16 protein-coding genes are annotated in these 21562 nt (G+C 59.3%); 6 read left to right on the top strand and 10 right to left on the bottom strand.

The features are described 5' to 3' along the window. Window positions 1–24: 24 nt before the first annotated feature. Complete coding sequence (locus tag MWH26_RS02490; protein WP_247975910.1) at window positions 25–3594, top strand: reprolysin-like metallopeptidase; 3570 nt, start codon at window positions 25–27, stop codon at window positions 3592–3594. A 122-nt stretch (window positions 3595–3716) separates the two neighbouring features. On the opposite strand, the gene MWH26_RS02485 is transcribed toward MWH26_RS02490, so the two are convergent. From MWH26_RS02485 to MWH26_RS02475, 3 genes are all read right to left on the bottom strand, one after another. Further along, on the bottom strand, window positions 3717–5828 hold the full coding sequence (locus tag MWH26_RS02485; protein ID WP_247975909.1) for a helix-hairpin-helix domain-containing protein: 2112 nt from the start codon (window positions 5826–5828) through the stop codon (window positions 3717–3719). Next, window positions 5825–6721, bottom strand: coding sequence for a hypothetical protein (locus tag MWH26_RS02480; protein WP_247975908.1), 897 nt, complete (start codon window positions 6719–6721; stop codon window positions 5825–5827). Before MWH26_RS02480 ends, MWH26_RS02485 begins: the two co-directional genes overlap by 4 nt. Window positions 6722–6858: 137 nt before the next feature. Then, window positions 6859–9153, bottom strand: coding sequence for a S46 family peptidase (locus MWH26_RS02475; RefSeq protein WP_247975907.1), 2295 nt, complete (start codon window positions 9151–9153; stop codon window positions 6859–6861). Between the two features lie 134 nt (window positions 9154–9287). Here MWH26_RS02475 and yidD point away from each other — a divergent pair, with 134 nt between their 5' ends. The 3 genes from yidD (at window position 9288) to fbaA (ending at window position 11990) form a co-directional block, all read left to right on the top strand. After that, window positions 9288–9509 (top strand): membrane protein insertion efficiency factor YidD, encoded by a 222-nt coding sequence (yidD, locus tag MWH26_RS02470; RefSeq protein WP_244695047.1) that lies wholly within the window; start codon window positions 9288–9290, stop codon window positions 9507–9509. A gap of 338 nt (window positions 9510–9847) precedes the next feature. Then, the gene (locus MWH26_RS02465; protein WP_247975906.1) at window positions 9848–10732 is read left to right on the top strand and encodes an SdiA-regulated domain-containing protein; all 885 of its coding nucleotides are present in this window, start codon (window positions 9848–9850) and stop codon (window positions 10730–10732) included. A 169-nt stretch (window positions 10733–10901) separates the two neighbouring features. Further along, on the top strand, window positions 10902–11990 hold the full coding sequence (gene fbaA / locus MWH26_RS02460) for a class II fructose-bisphosphate aldolase (protein WP_244695045.1): 1089 nt from the start codon (window positions 10902–10904) through the stop codon (window positions 11988–11990). A 96-nt stretch (window positions 11991–12086) separates the two neighbouring features. On the opposite strand, the gene lgt is transcribed toward fbaA, so the two are convergent. From lgt to MWH26_RS02435, 5 genes are all read right to left on the bottom strand, one after another. Then, complete coding sequence (gene lgt / locus MWH26_RS02455; protein ID WP_247975905.1) at window positions 12087–13085, bottom strand: prolipoprotein diacylglyceryl transferase; 999 nt, start codon at window positions 13083–13085, stop codon at window positions 12087–12089. Window positions 13086–13250: 165 nt separating this feature from the next. Then, window positions 13251–15185 carry an NAD(+) synthase gene (nadE, locus tag MWH26_RS02450; protein WP_247975904.1) on the bottom strand — a complete coding sequence of 645 codons (1935 nt, stop codon included), beginning with the start codon at window positions 15183–15185 and terminating at the stop codon, window positions 13251–13253. Window positions 15186–15375: 190 nt separating this feature from the next. Then, window positions 15376–16125: a ribonuclease III gene (rnc, locus tag MWH26_RS02445; protein WP_188558829.1), complete on the bottom strand. Its 750-nt coding sequence runs from the start codon at window positions 16123–16125 to the stop codon at window positions 15376–15378. Then, window positions 16125–17378 (bottom strand): beta-ketoacyl-ACP synthase II, encoded by a 1254-nt coding sequence (fabF, locus tag MWH26_RS02440; RefSeq protein WP_247975903.1) that lies wholly within the window; start codon window positions 17376–17378, stop codon window positions 16125–16127. The genes rnc and fabF overlap by 1 nt, the downstream gene beginning before the upstream one ends. Before the next feature lie 185 nt (window positions 17379–17563). Continuing rightward, window positions 17564–17800: an acyl carrier protein gene (locus MWH26_RS02435; RefSeq protein WP_019948606.1), complete on the bottom strand. Its 237-nt coding sequence runs from the start codon at window positions 17798–17800 to the stop codon at window positions 17564–17566. A 162-nt stretch (window positions 17801–17962) separates the two neighbouring features. On the opposite strand from MWH26_RS02435, the gene MWH26_RS02430 reads away from it, so the two are divergent. After that, the gene (locus tag MWH26_RS02430; protein WP_244695042.1) at window positions 17963–18391 is read left to right on the top strand and encodes an IPExxxVDY family protein; all 429 of its coding nucleotides are present in this window, start codon (window positions 17963–17965) and stop codon (window positions 18389–18391) included. Window positions 18392–18551: 160 nt separating this feature from the next. Next, entirely contained in the window at window positions 18552–19991 is a 1440-nt protein-coding gene (pyk, locus tag MWH26_RS02425; protein ID WP_247975902.1) for a pyruvate kinase, read from the top strand. Window positions 19992–20200: 209 nt separating this feature from the next. Here pyk and rpsT read toward each other — a convergent pair whose 3' ends face one another. Beyond that, entirely contained in the window at window positions 20201–20458 is a 258-nt protein-coding gene (gene rpsT, locus MWH26_RS02420; RefSeq protein WP_073287339.1) for a 30S ribosomal protein S20, read from the bottom strand. Between the two features lie 212 nt (window positions 20459–20670). Next, a complete protein-coding gene (locus tag MWH26_RS02415; RefSeq protein WP_247975901.1) occupies window positions 20671–21426 on the bottom strand; it encodes a DUF4142 domain-containing protein in 756 nt (251 codons plus the stop codon). Window positions 21427–21562 lie beyond the last annotated feature (136 nt).

Below are 21562 nucleotides of genomic sequence, written 5' to 3'. Positions count from 1 at the left end.
TCGACTTTACTTTGCCTGTCTGCTATGCCTGAACCCTCTACTACGCGCCGGCCGTGGCACTGCTTTCTGACCGGTGGCCTCTTGGCGGCGGCCCTGGGCGCTACCATTCCCACGGCTGAGGCGCAGCGGGTCCTGTGGGCCGATGCTCCCGCGCTGTCGGCAGCGGCCCGGCCCGCGGCGCAGCCCCTGGCCCACTTCCGGTCGGTGAGCTTTCAGCTGACTACCCTGCGGAGCGTGTTGCAGAGCGCACCGGCGGGGCGGGGCGGGGCCGCGGCCACGTCGGCTACCGTTATATCCTTGCCCCTGCCCGATGGCAGCTCCCAACGGTTTCGGGTGGTGCAGGCGCCCGTCATGGCCCCGGAACTGGCCGCTAAATACCCAGCTATTCAGACCTACGCCGCCCAGGGCATTGACGACCCCACGGCCACGGCCCGCCTGGATATCAGCCCCGATGGCTTTCACGCCCTGATTCTGGCTGCTGATAAGACGGTGTACATTGATCCGGCCGTGCGTGGTACGGAGGCACATTTGGTGTTTGAGCGCCGGGCCATGAACCGGGCGGCGTTTCCCTTCGTGTGCGCTACCCCTTCGGCCGAGGCAGTAACAACGCAGGCCCGCGCAAGCCTCGTCGCCCGGCCGGCAGTAGCCAATGGCACCACCCTGCGCACATACCGGCTGGCCCTGGCCTGCACCGGTGAGTACGCAGCCTTCCACGGCGGAACCAGGGCGGGCGCGCTGGCTGGTATGGTGGCTTCCATCAACCGGGTTAATGCCATTTATGAGCGGGAGCTGGCCGTGCGGCTCGTGCTGGTGCCCAACAACGACCGGCTGATTTTCCTCAACCCAACCACCGACCCGTACTCCAATACCGATGGGGAGGCCATGCTCGAAGAAAACCAGACGGTGGCTGACTCCCTAATCGGGCCCAGCAACTACGACATCGGGCACGTGTTTAGCACGGGCGGCGGCGGCATTGCCCAGCGGCCCTCCGTGTGCATCGACGGCAAAGCCCGCGGCGTTACCGGCTCCCCTTCCCCAATTAACGATGCTTTTGATGTGGATTACGTGGCCCACGAAATGGGCCACCAGTTTGGGGCTGACCACACCTTTAACAGTACGGCGGATTTCTGCAGCGGCAACCGGGAGGCTTCCTCGGCTTACGAGCCGGGCTCGGGCTCTACCATCATGGCCTACGCGGGCATCTGTGGGGCCGATAACCTGCAGCCGAACTCCGACCCCTACTTCCACTCCCACAGCTTCGACCAGATTGTGGACCACATTACGGGCCAGGGCAACTGCTCCGGGAACACCGCCACCGGGAACACCCCGCCCGTAGTGAATGCCGGCCCGAGCTACGCCATTCCTGTTCGCACGCCCTTCGTGCTGACTGGCTCGGCCACTGATGCCAACGCCGACGCGCTTACCTACGTGTGGGAAGAGTACAACCTAGGGCCCAACGGGGCCCTGAACGCGCCCACCGGTGATGCCCCCATTTTTCGGTCCTTTACGCCTACCCCCAACTCCAGCCGCACGTTTCCGCGGCTGTCGGACCTGCTCAACAACACCCAGACGCCCGGCGAATTGCTGCCTACCTACGGGCGCCGCCTGATCTTCCGGCTGGTAGCCCGCGACAACCGCGCTGGGGGCGGGGGCGTCGATTACGACTCCATGCAGGTGGTGGTGGTGCCCACGGCCGGGCCCTTTGTGGTGCGCAGCCCCAACAGTGCTACCTCCTGGCTGGTAGGCGCTCCGCAGCAAGTCATTTGGGATGTGGCCAACACCACCCAGGCGCCCATCAACGCGGCCACGGTCAACATTCTGCTGTCCACCGATGGGGGCCTGACCTACCCTACGGTGCTGGCAGCCAACACTCCCAACGACGGGTTCGAGGCCGTGACGGTGCCTGCCAGTGTAGCGGCAACCTCCTCGGCCCGGGTACGGGTGCAGGCCAGCACTGGCATCTTCTTCGATATTTCGAACCAAAACCTAACATTAACCGCCCCCTCCGGCCCCACTTTTTTCCTGCAAACGGCTGACGCGGCCACGCTGGCTTTTTGCCCGGGCAACTCAGCTACGATTCCCGTCAGCCTGGGCCAGCTGCAAGGGTTCAGCGGCAACGTAACGCTTTCCGCCACCAACCTTCCGGCCGGAGTTACCGTCACGTACGCGGCCAACCCCGTAGCGGCGGGCGGGGCTACCACGGCTACCATTGCGGCCGATGCTAGCACAACGGCCGGCACCTACACCCTGCAACTGACGGGCACCAGCGGGGGCGTGACGCGGGTACTGGATGTGTTACTGACCATTCGGCCCTCCGCTACGCAGGCCGCTACGGTTACTACCCCCGTTGCGGGCGGAATATCTACGCTGCGGCCCCGCATTACCTGGACTGCCGTGCCAAATGCCATTTCCTACGAGGTGCAGGTAGCCACGGATGCGACGTTCACCAACCTGGTCGTCAACCAGACGGGCATCACGAGTACTACCTTTACTACCCTGCTGCTGCAGCCCACTACCACCTACTACGTGCGCGTGCGCGGAGTAAGCGCCTGTGCAACGGCGCCTTACTCCGCTACCCGGCAGTTACTGACGGGCACCCATACCTTGCGCACAGCCACGGCTACTCAAGTGCCCCGCCCCATTGGCAACACGGCCGGCGCTACCACTACGTCCACCATCGTTATTGGGAACACGGAGCGGGTATCTGACCTTCGCATCCGGGACCTCACCCTCACGCATCCGGATATAAGTGAGCTGGAAATCACGCTCACCAACCCCGTCCGTCGCCAAACGGTGCTGCTGGCCCAGGCTTGCCCCGGTACCAATGGCCTAAACCTGAGCTTCGTCGATGACGGCATAGCCCTTGCCTGTCCGCCCGCCGCGGCGGGCACAGTGCGCCCGGCGGGCTACCTGGGTGATTTGTTGAACGACCCGGCTTTTGGCAACTGGACGCTGAGCATTCGCGACACGAGGGCGGGCAACGGCGGAACCCTAACGGGCTGGAAGCTGGAGCTTTACACCCTGAACGAACCACCAGCAGCCCCCACGGGCCTGAGTGTACTGGCCCCCGTCGTGACCAACAATATGGCCAGCCTGGATTTGGTATGGCTAGACAATTCGGGCACTGAAACCGGCTTCGAGATTGAGCGCGCTCAGTTCGGAAGCCCTTTCACCCGCATTGCCACGGTAGGCGCCAACGTCACGGGGTATACGGATCAGGTTCGCCTTAACGGCACGTATTGCTACCGGGTGCGGGCCATCAACGCCTTTGGGGCTTCGGGCTACTCCAACGAAGGCTGCCAGACAGTTTCTACGGTTACTGGCCTGGCCAGCGCGGCGTTGCTGCAGGGCGTGGAAGTGTACCCCAACCCTAGCACCGGACTGTTCAACGTGAAAATCGACAACGCCCACCGCGGCCCCATCACGCTGCGGGTGACGGATGGGCTTGGCCGCAACCTGTCAACCCAAACGCTTAAGAAATCCGCCGCCCTGCTTCAGTGCCCTCTCGACGTAAGCCTGCTGGCCCCCGGCGTCTACACGTTGCACCTGGACATGCCCGATGGTTCGGCCGTGGTGCGCTTGCTGAAACAATAACCCCTGCCCAAACAAGTGGCCTCGAAAGGCGGCTCTCATAATTGAGAGCCGCCTTTCTGCTTCTCTAACATATTCTTTACCAGCCAACTAGACTGCATAATATTTAAATAAACGGGCCATGATTAGAACCGGTAGCGCAGTTGCGCTTTTACCTCGGAGCGGGTGGCGCCCTGAATTTCTTCCAGCCCGGAGCCGATGGTGCGCTGGTGGCGGTAGTGGGTAGTGGCGTAGCGCAGCCACAGGGTAAGGTGGCGGTTGATGTCGAATTGGGTTAAGAGGTAGGCGCGGGTGCCCTGGCCCGATAAGGCCGGCACGGAAAAGGCATACAGCACATCCTGCTCGAACACGTACTGGCGCGTGTCATAATCATCAGTGTCAAAGAGGGCGTAGCGGGCCGAGAGGCGCAGGCGGCGCAGGGGCTGCACTGTCACGTCCTGGGCCAACACGTACCCGCGGCGGGTGGGGCGGCCGTCATCTTCCCGGTAGCTGGTACCCTGCACGCGGGTGCGCAGACTGAGCGCCGACGTGGGGCTGGCATCGTAAAACAGTAAAATGCTCTGCCGCCGGGTAGGTACGAGCAGGGGCGCCGGGCGCAGCGTGTCGGCGTTGTAGGCTTTGGTGCGCTGGCGCAGCTGGGCGTAGAGTAGGCTGGTTTTGGTGGGGCTGAAGGTGACGCGCACCAGCCAGTCGTGGCCGGGGCTGGGGGCGCCGGCTTGGTAGCGCAGCCACGGAAACCGGAACCGGTCGTAATACGCCGACACCTCCCAGCGGGCCACCGGCCGCACTTTCAGCCCCAGGTACACCCCGTTTTCGTTGATGTTGCGGGTATTTTCGCCCAGCGCATTGCCGTACAGCGTATGGAAATTCCGGTCGTAGCGGCGGTACAGCAGGGCGGCGTCTACGGTCGGGGCCAGGCTGGCCAGTAGGCCGTTGACGGTGCCTAGACCTCCGCTACTGCTGCGCGCCGTTTCACCGAACAGCAATACGTTGTGCCATACGTAGCTGTAGTGAGCCCCTAGCGCCAGGTTGCGCCGGCCCCGCAATTCAAAGGCGTTGTAGGGCTCGTCGCGCCGCTGCAGGGGTTTGTCGAACTGAGTGTGCACGGCGGTAGCGCCTACCTGCAGGTCGCCGCCGGAACTATTGTAGCTGACGTTACCGCCCAGCACGGTTTCGCCCAGGGCCTGGCGGTTGGCCAGTTCGGTGGGGGTGCGGTGAAAACCCGTCAGGAGCAGACCGGAGGAAAACTCGCTGAAATCCGCCAGTGAATCCGAGGCCTGCTGCACGGAGGCATCAATGCGTTTGCGTGACCCGAACGCCGTGGCCCGGACCGCTGTGGTAAGAGCCACAGTGGCGGCAACTCCGCGAAAAAACGTGTTTTCCAGCACCGAGGAGTAGGGCCGCACGCCCACCGAACTGCGGCGCAGGGTGGTAATGGTTTCGGCCCCCTTCCCCACGGCTAGCCCTGAGGACAGCAGCAAGCCTTGCCCGAACTGCAACTGGTAGTCGCCCAGAGCCAGAGTTTTCAGCCGGCCTCGCTCCTGCACTACCAGGTGGGCCGAGTAGAAGTCGGCGCCGTAGCGGCGGGTAGTGGGGTCCCAGCGGAACTGCTCGCCGGCATCTTTTTCGGCCGTAAACCCCAGGCTAAAGTCCTTGCTGTGGCTGACCCGGTAGCGCACCAGCAGCTTATCGGGCGAGCCCAGGTAGCGCGTGGCGGGCCCACCGGTGCGGGTAGTATCGGGCGGGGCGTAGCCGGGTCGGCCCTGCAGTACCCGCTCGTAGCGCAGGAATAAGGCGTTATTTTCCTCGCGGGCTATGCGCTGCCAGAGGTTGCCGCGGCCGGCGTTGGGGTTGGCAGTAGTCGCCGCCACGAAAGGCGCGGCGCGGTAAATTGTGCGTAGGTCGAAGCCCTCAACGCTTTGCAGCTCATACAAACTCAGCAGTGGGCCATTGCGCTGGCGGTGTTCCAGCAGGCTGGTTATCTGGGTTTCCGAAAGCAAGAGCAGGCCCCGCAGCTCCTCGCGGGAAGCGGTATTGAGGTTGAGCGGCGTCTGGTAATACTGCAGCAGCGTTTCGTAGAGGTCTTCGTAGGGCACCTGGTCGCTCTGAATCTCGGCGAACAACTCCTGGGTTAGCCGGTCGAGGTCGGGCACGGCGGGGCGCGGGTACTCCTGAGCCCGGGCCGACAGGGCTGCCGCCAGCCCAACCACTACCCCCAACAAATACTTCAGCTTCATGGCTGCTTGGCTTCCCAGTGCCAAGCCACGCTCAGCTGCTGGCTTAGCCCCAGCGCCTCGTGCCAGGCGGCGGCATAGTCCAGCTGAAACTGTCCGGCCCGAAACCCGGCTCCACCCGTGAGCTGACTGGTTAGGGAGGACAGCCCAATTCGTAACGCTAGCACGGATATAGGCTGGTATTCCAGGCCCGCCTTGAAGTCGGCAGCCTGCTCCACATCCTTTTCGGTTTCGGCTAGTAGGAGCACTTTCTCGGCGGCCCGCCACGCCAGCCCGGCCCGTAACACAGTAGGAAGTCGCTCATCCTGGTAACGGGCCAGGCGGGCTTGGTTGAGATTGTAAAGAGTAGCGCCGAAGGTGAGCTTGCGCGGAATAATATCGGCCTGTCCTCCCAGGGAAGCTGCTACCACCCGCCGGCTCCCCAAGCCTTCCAGGCTGGTTTGCAGCACTTCTACCCGGGCCCCTACTCTCACCGTGCCCAGCCGGTAGCCGTACCCCAGCCCCAGCCGCTGCTCTGAGTAAAGCCTCCCTCCAAAGCGATGCGCCGTGAGGCCCACTACCCCATAGCGCGGCGCATCGGGGGCGGCTACCGCGGCCGGCACATTCGGCACGGGAGCCACCGAAGCCCGGTACCCCAGCGGCACGGCAGCCGCTACCGATACCGTATTTAGGGTCGGCAGCAGGTAGCGGTTTTCGGCCCCGAACCCAACCGTAGGCTGTTGCAAGCTACCCAGAGCCGCGGCGTTGTTGGCCCCGGCCCATACGTCGTCTTCCAGTACGCTCCCAATCTGCCCCAGGCCGGCGCTACGGGCTCCCCATAAGCCCGGACCGTTACCCTGGGCACACACGCATTTACTACCTAATAAAATAGCCAACCAGAAGTATATTTTCACCATACGCAGGATATATCACATGTATACTATCGAAAGATAGGGCGCCCCTTGCAGCGCGCCAAATTTCCTAGTGTATGCTCACGAAAAAGCCCCGGCACCATATGGTACCGGGGCTTTCAATAGGCGCTACAGGCCAGTTCTTACAGCATGGCCGCGTCCTTCTTTTTCTTGATTTTGACTTTGCCGCCTTGCTCGGTTTTAACTTTCATCTTCTCCACGTCACTCATATCGGTGCCGGAGGAGGCGGCCGCAGCGGGGCCCACGCCGGGGTTCGGGCCGTTGTTGACGATGGTCATTTCATCGACGAGGTGCTTGGCGCCGCCCAGCTTCTCCACGCACCAGAGCACGTAGCGAATATCGGCGTTGATGCAGCGCTTCAGCTCGGGGTCGTAGGCCAGGTCACCGGTCATGGCTTCCCAGTTGCCGTCGAAGGCCAGGCCAATCAGCTCGCCGCGGCCATTAATGACGGGCGAGCCGGAGTTGCCGCCGGTAATGTCGTTGTCGGTGATGAAGGCCACGGGCAGGTTGCCCTGCTTATCGGCGAAGCGGCCGTAGTCCTTCATCTTCAGCAAGTCTAGCTCCTTTTGGGGCACCACAAACTCGGGGTTGGTGGCGTCCTCTTTCTCCAGAATGCCCTGGGCCGTGGTTTTGTAGTCGTAGGCTACCGCGTCGCGGCCGCGATAGGGGCGCACCGTACCGTAGCTCAGGCGGATGGTGGAGTTAGCATCAGGCGAGTACACCTTCTGGGAGTTCTTCTCGCGCAGGGCGGCCACGTACAGGCGGTTGGCACGACCCAGGCCAGCCTGCAGACCTTGCAGCTTGGGCACAATGTTCTGCACGTAGTTCTGGTACACCGACTGGTAGGTTTTGTAGCCGGGGTCAGCCTCCAGCTTGGCCAAGGTAGGCGCGGCCAGGAAGGCGTTCAGTTTGGCTTCCGAAGCTAGAAAGGAGTTGCTGAACACGTAGTCGGCGTACTTTGGCATGGAGCCGCCGTACTGTTTCTGCACCGTCTGGAACACGTCGGGCTGCTGGTCTTTGGGCACATCCTGCATGTAGAGCGCCATCAGGGCCGCGAATACCTTCTTGTCGGTGGGGGCGCTGTAGTCCTTGAAGTGGTCGGCTAGCGGGCCTTTCAGGTCAGCTACGGCTTTATCAACGGCGGCTTTGTCATTGGCTTTCAGAGCCGTAGCTAGGGGCATCAGGCGGGCAGCCAACGGAATGATTTCGGTGCCAAAAGCCGCCTCGTTCACGTACTGGGTGCTCAGGTTGTACTGCCGGATGCCGGCGTACGACTGATTGATGACGTTGAGCGCGTCGCCGTACTGCTGGGCGCGGGCGGGGTCTTGGGCAATCCACTGCAGCAGGGCGTTTTCTTCGGCCTTCTTGGCGTCCACCGTTTTCAGGCGCTTCATACCTTCGTTCTGCCCGATGTAGTACTTCCAATAGTTGGCAATGCCGGCGTACTTGGAGGCGTATTTCAGGCGCAGGGCCGCGTCCTGGTCCATATCCTCTTTCCAGAGTTTCAGGCGGGTGTCGCGCAGCTTAATGCGGGCGGGGTTGGTTTGGTCGAGGGTGAGCTGGAGGCCGGCGGCGGGCAGGAAGCGCTGGGTGCGGCCGGGAAAGCCGAGCACCATGGCAAAGTCGCCCTCACTGACGCCCTGCAAACTCACGGGCAAGTGCTTTTTGGGTACGTAGGGTACGTTGCCGGGCTGGGGGGTAGCGGTGGGCTGGTTGTTTTTGTCGGCGTAGACGCGGAACATGCTAAAGTCGCCGGTGTGGCGGGGCCACATCCAGTTGTCGGTGTCGCCGCCAAACTTGCCCACGGCTTCCGGCGGCGCGCCTACTAGGCGCACGTCGCCAAAGCGCTGGTAGATAAAGAGGTAGTACTCGTTGCCCCCGAACATGTCGCGCACGTAGGCCACGTACTTGCCGTTTTCCTTGGCGTTATCGGCTAGCTCGCGCTGGCGCTTTTGCACGGTAGCGGTACGCTCCTGCTCGGGCGTGGTGGGCGTAATGCCCTCCAGCACTTTGCCGGTTACGTCCTCCATGCGCACCAGAATATCCACGAACAGGCCCGGATTCTGCTTTTCTTCCTGGCGGGTAGCGGCAAAGAAGCCGTTCTGCAGAATGTTGTTCTGGGGCGTGCTGTGGCTCTGAATGGCGTCGTAGCCGCAGTGGTGGTTGGTTAGCAGCAGGCCCTGGCTGCTCACGAACTCGCCGGTGCAAAAGCCGCCGAGCTGCACCACGGCATCCTTCAGGGAGGCATTATTGACGTCGTAAATTTCTTCGGCCGTGAGCTTGAGGCCTTTCTTCTGCATGTCGGCCTGGTTGAGGCGCTTCACGAAGAGGGGCAGCCACATGCCTTCGTCGGCGTGGGCTGCCAGGGGTAGGAGCAGCGTCAGCAGCAGGGCCTTGGCCCAGTGGGTAGTACGCATAAGGAGGGTGGAATTAAGGAAAGAAAACACGCCGATGGAATTGGTTGGCGAATTTACTAAATGCCGTGCAGGGTAGCGCTGTCAGGCTTTTCCCGGCGCAACCATTCCGCCGGCTTTTACGGTTCTTTGCAGGTATGTCGTACCTGTTTCGCCAGTTGCTGCTGGGTTTGCTCTGGGTGTACCGCCACCTGATTTCGCCGCTTACGCCGGCCAGCTGCCGCTACACCCCTACCTGCTCCGCTTACGCCGTAGAAGCCGTCACGAAGTATGGCCCCTGGCGCGGCGGCCAGCTGGCCCTGCGCCGCATCAGCCGCTGCCACCCCTGGGGCGGCCATGGCCACGACCCCGTACCGTGACGGTGATTCAGTGAGTTCGTGGAATGTGTCGATGTGTCATTGCGAGGAGGCACGACGAAGCAATCCTTCCTGGCCAACGTGCTACCTGTAGAAATGTGACAAGCCCTTACCTCCGTGCTGGAAGTAAGGGCTTGTCAGCATTAATAGACTTGTCACGGATGAGAGAAAGGATGGCTTCGTCCTGCGTCCTCGCCATGACAGAACGGCCAACTCACTGAATCACTGAATCACTCATTCGCCATTTCACCACCTCACCATCTCACCTTCCGTATAAGCCCAGGTATTGCTGCGGTGGCCCTTGGCTGCGGCAGCTTTTTTTTCAGCTAGTTACTGCCTGTATGCGCACGTTATCCTTTGCCGCCGCCGTGGTTGGCTTGCTGCTTAGCAGCTGTTCGGAAGCCCAAACCAAGGAATCGGCGGGTGAGCCCAAACAAGAGAAATCGGGGAAGAAGAAAGGAAAGAAGGGCAAAGGGGCCGCCGATATTGCCAACCTCACTCGCCTGGGTTCTATGAACGATGTGCCGGAAAGCTCCGGTTTGGCCCTGGCCGAACAAGCCGGCACCTTTTACACCCACGGCGACGAGGGCGCGCGCCCTACCCTATATAAGGTTGACGCTACCGGCCGCACCCTCGCGGAACTGGAAGTACCCGTGCAAGGCGACGACTGGGAAAGCATCACCCGCGACACCCAAGGTAACCTCTACATCGGCGACGTTGGTAACAACAACAACCACCGCCGCGACCTGGTCATCTACCGCCTCAACCCACGCAACGTGCAGCAAGTGCAGGAAATCAAGCTGAAGTACTCCGACCAGCAAGATTTTCCGCCCGCCAAGCAGGACCAGAACTTCGACTGTGAGGCTACGCTTTGGCACGCCGGTAAAGTGTACCTCTTTACCAAAGACCGAGGCCAGAGCCAGACCAGTAAAGTGTACACTGTGCCCGACCAGCCCGGCACTTACACGGCGCAGCTCCTCACCAAACTGGCCATTCCGGGCGAAGTAACCGACGCCGCCCTCAGCCCCGACGGGCGCCGGCTGGTGCTGCTGGCCCGGCAGGAAATGTTTGTGCTGGAAGGCGGCAGCCTAGCCGAAGCCCTAAAAGCAACGCCCCGGCAAATTTCCTTAAAAGGAGCCGGCCAGACGGAAGGAGCTACCTTCACCGATAACGGCACGCTCTATATCAGCAGCGAGCAGGGCGCCCTGTACAAATACACTTTCTGATACTAGCCACAGAAAAACGTCTGGGAGGTGCGGTGCTGAGCCGTATGCAGCGAATTTTCGCCAGGATAAAACTTACCTGTGGGTAGGCCCTGTTCTTTTCCTTAAGTTTGGCCTACGATTCCGAAACCCGGCGCGGCCTTTCCTTAACCACGTCATTACTACCCAGCAAATGGCTGAACAAACCACTCTCACCGGCCTGCGCGCCGGCGTGCTGCACGGCGACGAAGTGCAGCAGCTCTTCGACCACGCCAAAGCCAATGGCTACGCCCTACCTGCCGTGAACGTAACGGGCACCGACACGGTAAACGCCGTACTGGAAGCCGCCCGCGACCTGAACTCGCCGGTTATTATTCAATTCTCGAACGGTGGTGCTCAGTTTTTTGCTGGCAAAGGCCTGCCCAACGATAAGCAGCAGGCCAGCATTGCCGGTGGTATTTCGGGGGCTCAGCACGTGCACCTGATGGCCGAGGCTTACGGCGTACCCGTCATTCTGCACACCGACCACGCCGCCAAAAAGCTGTTACCCTGGATTGATGGTTTGCTGGAAGCCGGCGAGAAGCACTTCGCTCAGTACGGCCAGCCCCTGTACTCTTCTCACATGCTGGACCTCTCGGAGGAGCCAATTGAGGAGAACATTGAAATCTGCAAGCAGTACCTGGAGCGCATGGCCAAAATGGGCATGACCCTGGAAATTGAGCTGGGCGTAACGGGCGGCGAGGAAGACGGCGTAGATAACTCCGACGTGGATTCCAGTAAGCTCTACACTCAGCCTTCGGAAGTGGCCTACGCCTACGAGGAACTGAGCAAGGTAAGCCCGCGCTTCACGGTGGCCGCTGCATTCGGCAACGTGCACGGCGTGTACAAGCCCGGCAACGTGAAGCTGCAGCCCGTTATCCTGAAAAACTCCCAGGATTTCGTGAAGCAGAAGTACGCGCTGCAGGCCGAGCGGCCCATCAACTTCGTGTTCCACGGTGGCTCGGGCTCCTCGCAGGAGGAAATCCGTGAGGCCATCAGCTACGGCGCCATCAAGATGAACATCGACACGGACTTGCAGTGGGCGTTCTGGGACGGTATTCGCGGGTACTACCAGAAAAACGAAGGCTTCCTGCAAAGCCAGATCGGCAACCCTACCGGCGAGGATTCGCCCAACAAAAAGTACTACGACCCGCGCGTGTGGTTGCGCAAGGGCGAGGAAAGCTTCATCACCCGTTTGAAGTCCGCTTTCGAGGATTTGAACGCCGTAAACCGCCGCTACTAGCCGCCCGGGTTACTTAAGCTTAAAAAAAGCCCCGCTCTCGGCTGAGAGCGGGGCTTTTTCATGTCATTCCTCGCTCGGCTCGGAATGATGCAGCATCTACTTGCGGGGGCTAAGGGTAGCAGCGGCTGCGGCCGGAGATTCCTCCAAGTCGCGGGGGGCATAGCCGTAGGGGTTCTGGGGGTCCTTGCCGGCACGCCACACTACCCACAGGCCCACAAAAATCAGCGGGACGCTGAGCCACTGGCCCATGTTCAGGCTCATGTTCTGCTCAAAGGCTACCTGATCTTCCTTCAGAAACTCCACCAGAAAGCGGAACGAGAACAGCAGCACTACAAACAAGCCGAATAGCTGCCCGCGCGGGGTGCGCTCTTTGGTGCGGTTCCACATGCCGTAGAGCAGCACAAACAGCACCACACAAAACAGCGACTCGTAAATCTGGGTGGGGTGGCGGGGCACGGCTACCTCAGTGCCGGGCACGATGGTAGCGCCAACGGGCTGGGTATCAAACCGAACCTGGCCATCAGACTCCCGGGTGCGCTGCACGGCTACGGCCCCGGCCGGCACCAGGCTAGTGGTGGCTTCCTGCAGGTGCTCTACGTCGCGCGGGAACACGAAGGCCCAGGGCACGTCGGTGGGGCGACCCACAATCTCGGAGTTCATCAGGTTACCGATGCGGATCAGGGCTCCGCCCACGGCCACCACCAGCACAATCCGGTCGAGGGTCCAGAGCCAGTCGAACTTATTATTGCGGCTGAACAGCCACACGGCGAAGATGATACCAATGGTGGCACCGTGCGAGGCCAAACCACCGTGCCAGATTTTCAGGATTTCCCAAGGCTGGTCCTTGTAAGAAGCCCAGTCGTAGAAGAACACGTGCCCCAGGCGCGCGCCCAACACCGTGCCCAGCAGCACATAAATCGTAATAACGTCAACCCAGCGCGGCGACACCTTCTCGGATTTATAAACGTGGCCCAGGATAAAAGTACCCACCACAAAGCCCGACATAAACAACAGCCCGTACCAGCGCAGGGTAAGCGGCCCAATTTCCGCCAGGATGGGATTGGCAGTCCACAGTATAGCGCTCAGCAAACTCATAAGCAGAAGAAAAAAATGAGAGCCCGAAAGTACGGAAAGGGTTTTAGCCTTACCTAACGGCACGTGTCATTCTGAGTAGGGCGAGTAATTCGAGTTACTTGTTCGAAGCCAACGCGGATTGCTCGCCCTACTCAGAATGACACGTGCTATTGAGCAAAGTGCCTTTTACAGGCTATTGAGCTCTTCCGTAAAACCGCCGCTCAGAATGGGAAAGCGCAGCCAGGAGCGAGGATCCACGTTGTAATCATCGAGGTGAAAGGCCGGAGCAAACCGTTCCCGCTTCCACTGGTTGCGGCTCCAGAGGCTGTAGAAACGCTTCACGTAGGTTTTCAACTGTTCGGCATCAATGGTGGTTTCTTCTTGCGTTAGAGCGGCTAGCACTGCCTTCGGGCTGAGGCGGTTGTAGAAGGCCAGGCGCTCAATGCGGTTCAGCAAGGGGTAGGGCATCAGGTCCCGCTCGTCGGTTTGCTTGTCTTCCAGGGGGCGCAGTTCGGCGGTGGGCTGCAGGTTGTTCACGTGGCGCAGCGCAGGGTAGTTCAGTTCTGTTTCGGCCCAGCGCAACCACTCTTTCACAAACGCCTTGTCCACGCCGGCAATGGGCGAGATAGAGCCGGCCGTGTCGCCATCCATGGTACAGTAACCCACGCTGGCTTCCGAGCGGTTAGAGGTCGTTAGTAGCAGGCAGTTCTGCACGTTGGCCAGCATCCAGATGGCCGGGGCGCGCACCCGGGCCTGAATGTTCTGCAAGGTCAAATCGTCCGTTTTCCAGGTTAGCTCCCGGCCCAGCGCGTGTTCGATCTTACCCACGTAGCCGGTCACCTCGTCGTCAATAGTCCAGCTGTAAAATACGGCACCAATAGAATCGGCTAGCTCCTTGGCCGAGTTGAACGTATCGTCGGAGGAGTTGACGGTACCCTGGTAGGCGCAAGTTAACAGGCGCCCCGTCAGCTCTTTATTGATGGCCACTTGCTCGGGGCTGGGTTCCGTGTTCGACGCATCTTTCGGGCCGGGTGTAGCTTGGTCGGGAGTTGGCACTGCCGGACCGGCGAGGCGCTCAATGTCGTCCGTGGTAAAGCAACCGGCCCGCCGCATAAACTCGGCCGTACCAATTTCGGTGGTGCCCAGGCGCACTAATTCTGCCACGGCCACGGCGCACATCACCGAGTCGGCCCCGCCGCTGAGGCTGAGCACGAAGCCCCGGCTGCGGGCCTTGCGCAAGTAGTCAAACAAGGCCAGGCTTAAGGCTTGGTTTAGTTCCCGGTACTCGTCGGGGGTAGGCAGGGGCTGAATTTCTTCGGCGCGGACCTGCTCCGTAGTGAAATCCACATCCACACATTCCATGTCTACTTCCTTGAAGCTCATGAGCTGGTTGCGCAGCAGCAGGTGGCCGTTGCGCGCCACCAGAATCTCGCCGTCGTACACAATGCGGCCGGCTTCATTGCCCAGCAGATTGGCGTAGAGGTAGGTGCAGTTGAAGTTGCGCGAGGCGTTAAGCACCAGCTTGTAACGTAGGTCCGTTTTGCTCATGGCAAAGTGGCTGGCCGAAGGATTCACAATTAAATCTACCCGACCGGCCAGCCGGGCCGCGGGCCGCAGGTCATCGGGCCGCCAAGCATCCTCACAGATTTCAAAGCCGAACTTTACACCCTTATGCTCAAAAATCATGTCGCCCAGGGGCCACTCCTCCCCTTCCCACTGCACGGTAATAATTTTGCCCGCAGGCCAAGGCGTAAAGAAGCGCGGCTCGTAGTGCACACCGTCATTGGCTAGAAACTGCTTGGCCGCGAAACCCAGAATCTGCCCGTCGCGGAGCACAGCGGCGGTGTTGTAAGTGCTGTGATTCAGCCGTACTGGCAGGCCCACGGCCACGCAGATTCCCTCGGTCCAGGGCCGAATTTGCTGCAAATGGGCCAGCGCCGACTCGGGCATCCAGTCACTTAAAAACAAATCTTCGCAGCCGTAGCCCGTGAGGCAGAGCTCGGGCAGGCAGAGCAGCTCCACGCCGGCTGCTTTGGCCTGTTCAATGGCCTCGCGGATGGTGCGCAGATTATGGGTCCAGTCAATGGGTATTTGGTTGAGGGCGGCGCCGGCTATTCGCATGAGTCAGGAAGGAAGTTTGTTTCGCAAATCAACTCCATTTCTCTGGTTCAGGTTGCCCTTTTGTTGTAGCTATTACTGAAGTCCCATCCCCTTTCACAGGAGTAGCCTGTGCCCGACAACGCCATAAGCTCCTAACACCAGAATGGGCATCAGGAGCTTGACAACTACATTAACTTAGGTAAGCGGCGGCCTATACTCCCAGCACTTCTAGTGCCCGCTCAGCAGCGAGCTGCTCCGCTTGTTTTTTGGAGAGGCCCATACCCGTAGCCACCGGACTTTCATCGACGATGACCGTGGCCGAAAACTCCATGACGCCGCCCGGCCGAGGCTCCCCGGTCAGGTCGTAGCGCATGATTTTGCCGTTACGCTGAGCCCATTCGATCAACTTGCTCTTGAAGTTGGTAGTCGTTTGGGTCATGGCCTTCACATCCACGTAGGGCTTGATCAGGCGGTGAAGCACAAACTTGCGGGCCGTTTTGTAGCCTTGGTCCAGGTACACGGCGCCCACCAGGGCCTCCAGGGCGTTGCCGTTCACGGAGCGGGACCGGGCGGCACGGCCCTGGCCGGCATCCAGCTGCACCAGCTTATCGAGGCCGATTTTCAGGGCAATGGCGTTAAGGCTTTCCCGGTTCACGATGCGGCTGCGCATCTCCGTCAGGAAACCCTCCTGCTCGTACGGAAACTTACGGAATAGGTATTCCGCTACCACCGTGCCTAGCACGGCGTCGCCGAGAAACTCCAACCGCTCATTACTTTGGTGACGGGCCTGCTCGCCCTGCTGGCGCACCACGGAGGAGTGGGTAAACGCTAGCTGGTAGAGCCGCACGTTATCGGGCGTGTGGCCGGTAAGCGTGGCAATGGCTTGCCGGAAGGCCCGGTCACGACCCAGCAGTCGGCGGAAAAAGCCGAACAACGGCAGGGGCTGACCGGGCCTGGGCATTAGTCGCGGAGTTTACGGAAGATGACCGACGTGTTGTGGCCCCCAAACCCGAAGGTGTTGCTCATGGCTACGTTCACCTCGCGGGCCTGGGCCTTGTTGAAGGTGAAGTTTAGCTTGGGGTCCAGCTCGGGGTCGTCGGTGAAGTGGTTGATGGTAGGCGGCACGATGTTGTGCTGCATAGCCAGAATGCAGGCCACTGCTTCAATAGCACCGGCCCCACCCAGCAAGTGCCCCGTCATGCTCTTGGTAGAGCTGATGTTGAGGTTGTAGGCGTCTTCGCCGAACACTTTCTGGATGGCTTTCACCTCGGCTCCGTCGCCCAGCGGGGTGCTGGTGCCGTGGGTATTGATGTAATCCACGTCGGCGGGCGAAATACCGGCGTCGCGCAGGGCGTTTTGCATCACCAGCACTACCCCATTGCCTTCCGGGTCAGGAGCCGTGATATGGTAGGCATCCGCTGACATGCCGCCGCCAATCAGCTCGGCGTAGATTTTGGCACCACGGGCTTTAGCGTGCTCGTACTCTTCCAGAATTAGCGAGGCCGCGCCTTCACCCAGCACAAAACCGTCACGCTCCTTGTCGTAGGGGCGGGAAGCCAGCTCGGGCGCGTCGTTCCGCTCGCTCATGGCCTTGAGGGCGTTGAAGCCGCCTACCCCCGACTCGGTGATAGCTGCTTCCGAGCCCCCGGTCACGACCACATCGGCCATGTTCAGGCGGATATAGTTGAAGGCCGAGATAATAGAGTCAGAAGATGAGGCGCAGGCTGAGGTAGTAACGAAGTTGGGCCCGCGGAACTTGTGACGAATGGAGATGTTGCCCGACGCGCTGTCGGCAATCATCTTCGGGATAAAGAACGGATTGAAACGGGGCGTACCGTCGCCGTTGGCGAAGGCAATGCACTCCGCCTGCAAGGAGGTCAGCCCCCCAATACCGGAACCCCAAATAACGCCGACCCGGTCTTTGTCAACACCTTCTTCATCCAGACGGGCATCTTTGATGGCCTCATCGGCCGCAATCAGAGCGAACTGGGTGAAGATGTCCATTTTCCGGCCTTCCTTGGTGGGGAAGTACGTGTCCGGGTTGTAGTTCTTTACTTCGCAGGCGAAGCGGGTCTTGAACTTGCTGGCATCGAATCGGGTGATGGGGGCGGCCCCACTCACGCCGGCTTGCAGGCCTTCCCAATAGGTAGGGGCGGTGTTGCCCAGCGGGGTAATGGCACCCAGGCCGGTCACGACAACTCTCCGAAGAGACATAGGCTGGCTCAGAGAAGCGAAAGAAAGGAATCAGTAAAAAAGCAAAACGGCCGGCGGCAGGCCGGCCGGTAAGCAAAAAGTAAGGCGCTCAGTAGCGAGTACAGAGTAGATAGTATTGAGTAATGAGGTAGCGGGTATTTCCTGCGGCGGCTAACTACTCAATACTAAATACTCGATACCTACTACTACTTAGCGTGCTCTTCGAGGTAGCTGATGGCCTGGCCCACGGTACCGATATTCTCGGCCTGGTCGTCGGGGATAGACACGTTGAATTCTTTTTCGAACTCCATGATGAGCTCAACGGTATCCAGCGAGTCAGCGCCCAGGTCGTTGGTGAAGCTAGCCTCCGGAGTAACTTCCGAAGCTTCTACGCCGAGTTTATCAATGATGATGGCCTTTACTTTTTCTGCAATTTCAGACATTTCCGTGGGGGTTTAAGGAAAACTCGGCACAAATAACACCATCTTCGCTAACATTGTCAAACTTCCTCCCCCGATTCTTCCCAGTGTAAGATTATGGCCCCGGAAGTTCCGTGGGGGTACTGCGGTGCCTATTTTTGCGTTTCCTTTCCTTTGCCGCCGCCCATGAAAACCCTTACGCTCGATGTGGAATACGACTGCGAGTTCGACCTGTTCGGTCTCGTTTCGTCGACGCGGGAGCACACGCTGGCCTGGATTCTGAACCGCACGCTTAACCTGCGGCTGGTGAAACAGCAGGACCTAATTTACGACCTGTTCAACAAAGGCCGGCTCGTCATTAGCAACTACCTCTACGCCACCGAGCACTTCACGCTTCGTTTGCTGCGCAACCGGTCCGTGGACCCCTCGCCCCTGAAAAAGCCCTTCCTGGCCCCTGATATCAAGGAGTACGATTATTTGCTACAGGTCAGCAACGGCACGGGAGCCCTCACGCCGGAGGAGCTGCTGGTGCAGCTAACGGCCCTGCCGGAAGTTCAGTTGGTTAGTCAATTCGACCCTAATGACCTTAAATTCAAAGAAAATCTGCTCTTTTGAGGCTACGAACTCGCTTTCATCCTGAGTAGCGCGAAGAATCTTCCCAAAGCCAAGGCACGTGGTAACACGTTTGCTGCTCGCTCGCCGGAGGCTCATGCGCCCGCTCAGGATGACTGCTGTTTACGCTTGTAACTAAGAATTTCCGAACCAAAATCGTCCTATGGAATCTCGACCGCACTTTAATAGAACCAAGATCATTGCCACCGTGGGGCCCGCCTCCAACACCTACGAAAAGCTGGGCATGCTCATGCGAGAAGGTGTCGACGTGTTCCGGCTTAACTTCTCCCACGGCAGCCATGAGGACCACCTATCAGTAATCAACACCGTGCGCCGCCTCAACAAGGACATGCGTATGAACGTGGGGCTGCTGCAAGATTTGCAGGGCCCTAAAATTCGGTTGGGTGAGGTAGAAGGCGGCGGAGTAGAAATCAAGGCCGGCGATAAAATCAAGCTGGTTTGCGGTGAGAAGGAGATTACCACTGCTACCCGCCTGAGCACGATTTACCTAGGGTTGGCCCGCGACGTGAAAGCCGGCGACATGATCCTCATCGATGACGGCAAAATTGAGCTGCGCGTGCTGGCTACGGACCGCGACAAGGAAGTAGATGTAGAAGTAATTTATGGCGGCTTGGTAAAGCCCCGTAAAGGCATCAATCTTCCTGACTCCGAGGTGTCGGCCCCGTCCATGACGGAGAAGGACATTGAGGATTTAAAGTTTGGGTTGGAAAACGAGGTAGACTGGATTGCTCTGTCGTTTGCCCGCCGGGCCGAGGATATCCGTTTCATCAAGAGCCTGATTGCGGAAAGCGGCAAGTCGGCCCGCGTGATTGCTAAGATTGAAACCCCGGAAGGCCTCCGCAACCTCGATGAAATCATTGCCCTCACCGACGCCGTAATGGTTGCCCGCGGCGACCTAGGGGTGGAAGTGAAGATGGAAGAGGTGCCAATGGCCCAGAAAATGATTGTGGAGAAGTGCAATAAGGCTGGCAAGCCCGTTATCGTAGCTACCCAGATGATGGAGAGCATGATTACGGCCCCCCGCCCCACCCGCGCCGAAACCAGCGACGTAGCCAACGCAGTAATCGACGGCGCAGATGCCGTCATGCTTTCCGCCGAAACGGCCGTGGGCGCCTACCCCGCCGAAGTAATTCGCTCCATGGTAGGCACTATCACGAGCGTGGAGAGCCGCATGCCTAGCCTGTACCACCACTGGTACCCCATCACGCCTGACTCGCCTACCTTCATGGTTGACAGCGTACTGTCGGCGGCCTGCCACTTGGCCAAGAACACGGGGGCTAAAGCCATTACCGGCATGACGCACCGGGGCTACACGGCCTTTCAGATGGCGAAGTATCGGCCCAAAGCCAACATCTTCATCTTCACCGATAACCGTGCCCTGCTTACTACCCTAAGCCTGATCTGGGGGGTGCGTGGCTTCTACTACGACCGGATGGTCAGCACTGATAGCACCGTATCGGATATTAAATACGCCCTGACCACCACAGGCCATTTGCAAAAAGGCGACGTGTTCATCAACACGGCCTCCATGCCCATCAACGAGAAAGGCAAAACCAACATGGTGAAAGTAAGCGTGGCATAACTGCTACCTAACTCCTTGCTCTACCACTAAAAAGGCCCGTGCAGTTGCTGCACGGGCCCTTTTATGCACCATCAGGTTAAGCTGGGACTTTACAGCTGAGCAAGAACTGTGCGCAGCCATAAGTAAAGTACCCATTTATTCAACGAACTAAGGCCCCAAGCATAAGCTCAGGGCCTTAGTTACTATAGAGCAGAGTGCCGGTTGACTACTTAAGCAGCCAGCGACTTCACGAACTTAGCCAGCTTCGACTTATTGTTAGCGGCTTTGTTCTTGTGAATGATGTTCTTCTTGGCCAGACGGTCCAGCATCGACGATACTTTCTTCAGCAGCTCCTGAGCAGCCGTAGCGTCGGTGGTGCCACGCAGCTTCTTGATAGCCGTGCGGGTAGATTTAGCCTGGTAACGGTTCAGCACGCGCTTAGCTTCGTTGGAACGGATGCGCTTGAGGGCCGACTTATGATTTGCCATGGGGTATGAAAATGGTCTTCTGCTCGAATTCAGTTCAATTGGGGAGTGCAAAGGTAAAGCTTTGCTTTGAAATAGCAAATAGTGTGTAAAAGGTAGCAGCGCATTAACAGCCTGGCAGCGCCCTTCTCGCCTGTACTCAGCAAAAAGGCCCCTCGTAATTACGAGGGGCCTTGTTTTGGATTGCAACGTTATTTCGTTGCCAAGCCAGAAGGTTAATCGACCTTCTTCTCCACTTCGCTAGCCATCTTTTCGTGGGAGCGAAGCATGGGTAGCGTTTTCGTAGCAAAGGCTTTTACCGTGGGGGTTTCGGCAGCGTTGCTTTTTACTTCGAACATGGCAATGTCCATCTTATGCGCCGTTTCCATGGCATCCATATAGTCCTCGTCGAAAGCTTTACCGGATTTCGCCATTAATCGGTCGGCCATAGCCTGATGGACGGGCATCATGGTTTGAGGTAGCGTTACGCCCAGCGGAGTAGCCACTGTTTTCAGCTCCTGCGTGGCGCGGGTGTGGTGGTCTACCATCATCTGACCAAACTTTTTCACGTCGGCATTTGATGCTTTTTGGGTTGCCATTTGCCCCATTTGTATCTCTAGCAGATTGCTGCTAGCCGCCGTCATCAGGAATACGGGGTCTTGCATGGTAGAGAAGGTGGCCATAAAGGCAGTCATATCAGCAGCTCCACCGGTACCGGCCGTGGCATTGCTACCGCCCGTACCGCTAATGGTGGCCGTGCTGCTAGTACCAGCCGAGCCAGTAGCCCCAGCGCTACCAGACGACATTCCGGCGCTAGAGCTAGTACCCATGCTGCCACTGCTCCCGGTAGCATCCATGCCTGAATTGCTACCCATACTGCTACCGGAGGTAGTACCGCCGGCGGAGGTACCTGTGTTGGTGCTGCTACAAGCGGTAGCGGCCAGCAAAGAGCCAGCGGCAAAAAGGCTAAAAAGTGCTTTTGTCGTTTTCATAGTAGTAAATGTGGGATGGAGTCACTTTTATACGCAGCTCAGGCAAATCGTTTTACTTTTTTTGTCTTTTAGCGGATGTTTAATTCCAAGCTCAACTATTGACAGCCAATCAATTAGCACAGCATTCACCCTCGTT

This window comes from Hymenobacter sublimis (assembly GCF_023101345.1).
Lineage (GTDB): Bacteria > Bacteroidota > Bacteroidia > Cytophagales > Hymenobacteraceae > Hymenobacter > Hymenobacter sublimis.
Note: the sequence above shows the minus strand (reverse complement) of the source record. Positions and strands in the feature narration are given on the sequence as shown.

Excerpts from the sequence above, each read along its gene's own strand:
- nadE (WP_247975904.1), bottom strand. The coding sequence starts at position 15,185 with ATGCGAATAGCCGGCGCCGCCCTCAACCAAATACCCATTGACTGGACC.
- rpsT (WP_073287339.1), bottom strand. The coding sequence starts at position 20,458 with ATGGCAAATCATAAGTCGGCCCTCAAGCGCATCCGTTCCAACGAAGCT.
- MWH26_RS02435 (WP_019948606.1), bottom strand. The coding sequence starts at position 17,800 with ATGTCTGAAATTGCAGAAAAAGTAAAGGCCATCATCATTGATAAACTC.
- rnc (WP_188558829.1), bottom strand. The coding sequence starts at position 16,125 with ATGCCCAGGCCCGGTCAGCCCCTGCCGTTGTTCGGCTTTTTCCGCCGA.
- MWH26_RS02485 (WP_247975909.1), bottom strand. The coding sequence starts at position 5,828 with ATGAAGCTGAAGTATTTGTTGGGGGTAGTGGTTGGGCTGGCGGCAGCC.
- fbaA (WP_244695045.1), top strand. The coding sequence starts at position 10,902 with ATGGCTGAACAAACCACTCTCACCGGCCTGCGCGCCGGCGTGCTGCAC.
- MWH26_RS02415 (WP_247975901.1), bottom strand. The coding sequence starts at position 21,426 with ATGAAAACGACAAAAGCACTTTTTAGCCTTTTTGCCGCTGGCTCTTTG.
- MWH26_RS02430 (WP_244695042.1), top strand. The coding sequence starts at position 17,963 with ATGAAAACCCTTACGCTCGATGTGGAATACGACTGCGAGTTCGACCTG.
- MWH26_RS02465 (WP_247975906.1), top strand. The coding sequence starts at position 9,848 with ATGCGCACGTTATCCTTTGCCGCCGCCGTGGTTGGCTTGCTGCTTAGC.
- lgt (WP_247975905.1), bottom strand. The coding sequence starts at position 13,085 with ATGAGTTTGCTGAGCGCTATACTGTGGACTGCCAATCCCATCCTGGCG.
- MWH26_RS02475 (WP_247975907.1), bottom strand. The coding sequence starts at position 9,153 with ATGCGTACTACCCACTGGGCCAAGGCCCTGCTGCTGACGCTGCTCCTA.
- pyk (WP_247975902.1), top strand. The coding sequence starts at position 18,552 with ATGGAATCTCGACCGCACTTTAATAGAACCAAGATCATTGCCACCGTG.
- fabF (WP_247975903.1), bottom strand. The coding sequence starts at position 17,378 with ATGTCTCTTCGGAGAGTTGTCGTGACCGGCCTGGGTGCCATTACCCCG.
- MWH26_RS02490 (WP_247975910.1), top strand. The coding sequence starts at position 25 with ATGCCTGAACCCTCTACTACGCGCCGGCCGTGGCACTGCTTTCTGACC.
- yidD (WP_244695047.1), top strand. The coding sequence starts at position 9,288 with ATGTCGTACCTGTTTCGCCAGTTGCTGCTGGGTTTGCTCTGGGTGTAC.
- MWH26_RS02480 (WP_247975908.1), bottom strand. The coding sequence starts at position 6,721 with ATGGTGAAAATATACTTCTGGTTGGCTATTTTATTAGGTAGTAAATGC.